At 58.8% G+C, this 3,299-nt stretch carries 1 rRNA gene; it reads left to right on the forward strand.

Going from position 1 to position 3,299, the window contains the following annotated elements:
- The first annotated feature begins 177 nt into the window (after window positions 1-177).
- Window positions 178-3,293, forward strand: a 23S ribosomal RNA gene (locus EJK16_RS09330).
- The last annotated feature ends 6 nt before the right edge of the window (window positions 3,294-3,299 follow it).

Genomic DNA, 3,299 nt, shown 5'->3' on the forward strand with positions numbered 1-3,299 from the left:
CACATGGTCTCGGTGTCCGCCCCTTTGTGGGGTGGGTGCGGGGGGCGGGTGGGTGCGGGTTTGCTCGAGGTGGCCATGCCATGCCGGTCGGTGTCCCTGGTTGGGGGCGGCGGGTGGGTGGTGTTGGTGCGTAGCTTGAGAACTGTACAGTGGACGCGAGCATCTTTGATCTTTTGTGGTCAAGTTTTTAAGAGCATTCGGTGGATGCCTTGGCACCAGGAGCCGATGAAGGACGTTGTAGCCTGCGATAAGCCTCGGGGAGCTGGCAAACGAGCTGTGATCCGAGGGTGTCCGAATGGGGGAACCCGGCCGCAGTCATGTGCGGTTACCCGCGCCTGAATATATAGGGCGTGTGGGGGGAACGTGGGGAAGTGAAACATCTCAGTACCCACAGGAAGAGATATTCCGTGAGTAGTGGCGAGCGAAAGCGGATGAGGCTAAACCGGGGGTGTGTGATAGCCGGCGGGCGTTGCACCTTCGGGGTCGTGGGACCTGCTTATCAGATCTGCCGGTCTGGTGGGGAGTGAGAAAGTCGTGGTGTAGTCGAACGGTCTGGGAAGGCCGGGCACAGTGGGTGAGACCCCCGTAGACGAAACACCGCGGCCTCCTTGCAGGTATCCCGAGTAGCACGGGGCCCGTGAAATCCCGTGTGAATCTGGCAAGACCACTTGCTAAGCCTAAATACTACCTGGTGACCGATAGCGGACAAGTACCGTGAGGGAAAGGTGAAAAGTACCCCGGGAGGGGAGTGAAATAGTACCTGAAACCGGATGCTTACAATCCGTCGGAGCCTCCCTAGCTGGGGTGACGGCGTGCCTTTTGAAGAATGAGCCTGCGAGTTAGTGGCATGTGGCGAGGTTAACCCGTGTGGGGCAGCCGTAGCGAAAGCGAGTCCGAACAGGGCGATACAGTCGCGTGCTCTAGACCCGAAGCGGAGTGATCTACCCATGGGCAGGTTGAAGCGCATGTAAGAGTGCGTGGAGGACCGAACCCACTTAGGTTGAAAACTGAGGGGATGACCTGTGGGTAGGGGTGAAAGGCCAATCAAACTCCGTGATAGCTGGTTCTCCCCGAAATGCATTTAGGTGCAGCGTCCTGTGTTTCTTGCCGGAGGTAGAGCTACTGGATGGCCGATGGGCCCTACAAGGTTACTGACGTCAACCAAACTCCGAATGCCGGCAAGTGAGAGCAGGGCAGTGAGACTGCGGGGGATAAGCTTCGTAGTCGAGAGGGAAACAGCCCAGACCACCAGCTAAGGCCCCCAAGCGTGTGCTAAGTGGGAAAGGATGTGGAGTTGCCCAGACAACCAGGAGGTTGGCTTAGAAGCAGCCACCCTTGAAAGAGTGCGTAATAGCTCACTGGTCAAGTGATTCCGCGCCGACAATGTAGCGGGGCTCAAGCACACCGCCGAAGCTGTGGCATCCACGCAATACCCAAGCATCCCCTCGAGGGGTGTTCAGGGGCGTGGGTGGGTAGGGGAGCGTCGTGTGGGAGGTGAAGCCGCGGGGTGACCCAGCGGTGGATCCCACACGAGTGAGAATGCAGGCATGAGTAGCGAATGACGGGTGAGAAACCCGTCCGCCGAATGACCAAGGGTTCCAGGGCCAGGCTAATCCGCCCTGGGTAAGTCGGGACCTAAGGCGAGGCCGACAGGCGTAGTCGATGGACAACGGGTTGATATTCCCGTACCGGCGAAGGACCGACCATACCGGCCCCGGTGATGCTAACCACCCAAAACCGTCCCACCGGCCTTCGGGCCAACGGGACGGCGGCGCGTGGGACCCAAGCCGGCAGTAGGTAAGCGTATTAACAGGGGTGACGCAGACAGGTAGCCTCCGCGTGCTTAATGGCAATGCACGTCCAAGGATGCAGGGCGGGGTGCAGGCAAATCCGCACCCCATCAAGCCTCAGGTCCGATGGTGACCCCGCAAGGGGGAAGCAGGGTGATCCTATGCTGCCTAGAAAAGCCTCGACGCGAGGGCCTAGCCGCCCGTACCCGAAACCGACTCAGGTGGTCAGGTAGAGCATACCAAGGCGATCGAGAGAATCGTGGTTAAGGAACTCGGCAAAATGCCCCCGTAACTTCGGGAGAAGGGGGGCCCGAGGGGTGAAGCCACTAGCTGGCTAGCCCTTGAGGGCCGCAGAGACCAGGGAGAAGCGACTGTTTACTAAAAACACAGGTCCGTGCGAAGTCGCAAGACGATGTATACGGACTGACGCCTGCCCGGTGCTGGAAGGTTAAGAGGACGGGTCAGCCGCAAGGCGAAGCTCAGAATTTAAGCCCCAGTAAACGGCGGTGGTAACTATAACCATCCTAAGGTAGCGAAATTCCTTGTCGGGTAAGTTCCGACCTGCACGAATGGCGTAACGACTTCTCCGCTGTCTCAACCGCGAACTCGGCGAAATTGCACTACGAGTAAAGATGCTCGTTACGCGCAGCAGGACGGAAAGACCCCGGGACCTTTACTATAGCTTGGTATTGGTGTTCGGTACGGCTTGTGTAGGATAGGTGGGAGACCGTGAAGCCGCCACGCCAGTGGTGGTGGAGTCGCCGTTGAAATACCACTCTGGTCGTACTGCACATCTAACCTCGGTCCGTGATCCGGACCAGGGACAGTGCCTGGTGGGTAGTTTAACTGGGGCGGTTGCCTCCTAAAATGTAACGGAGGCGCTCAAAGGTTCCCTCAGCCTGGTTGGCAATCAGGTGTCGAGTGCAAGTGCACAAGGGAGCTTGACTGTGAGACTGACAGGTCGAGCAGGGACGAAAGTCGGAACTAGTGATCCGGCGGTGGCTTGTGGAAGCGCCGTCGCTCAACGGATAAAAGGTACCCCGGGGATAACAGGCTGATCTTGCCCAAGAGTCCATATCGACGGCATGGTTTGGCACCTCGATGTCGGCTCGTCGCATCCTGGGGCTGGAGTAGGTCCCAAGGGTTGGGCTGTTCGCCCATTAAAGCGGTACGCGAGCTGGGTTTAGAACGTCGTGAGACAGTTCGGTCCCTATCCGCTGCGCGCGCAGGAAACTTGAGAAGGGCTGTCCCTAGTACGAGAGGACCGGGACGGACGAACCTCTGGTGTGCCAGTTGTTCCGCCAGGAGCACGGCTGGTTGGCTACGTTCGGAAGGGATAACCGCTGAAAGCATCTAAGCGGGAAGCCTGCTTCAAGATGAGGTTTCCACCACCCACGGGTGGGAAGGCCCCCAGCAGACCACTGGGTTGATAGGCCGGACGTGGAAGCGAGGACTAACGACTCGTGAAGCTGACCGGTACTAATTGGCCGACAACTTGCCACACACCAC

Source organism: Georgenia sp. SYP-B2076, assembly GCF_003991205.1.
Lineage (GTDB): Bacteria > Actinomycetota > Actinomycetes > Actinomycetales > Actinomycetaceae > Georgenia.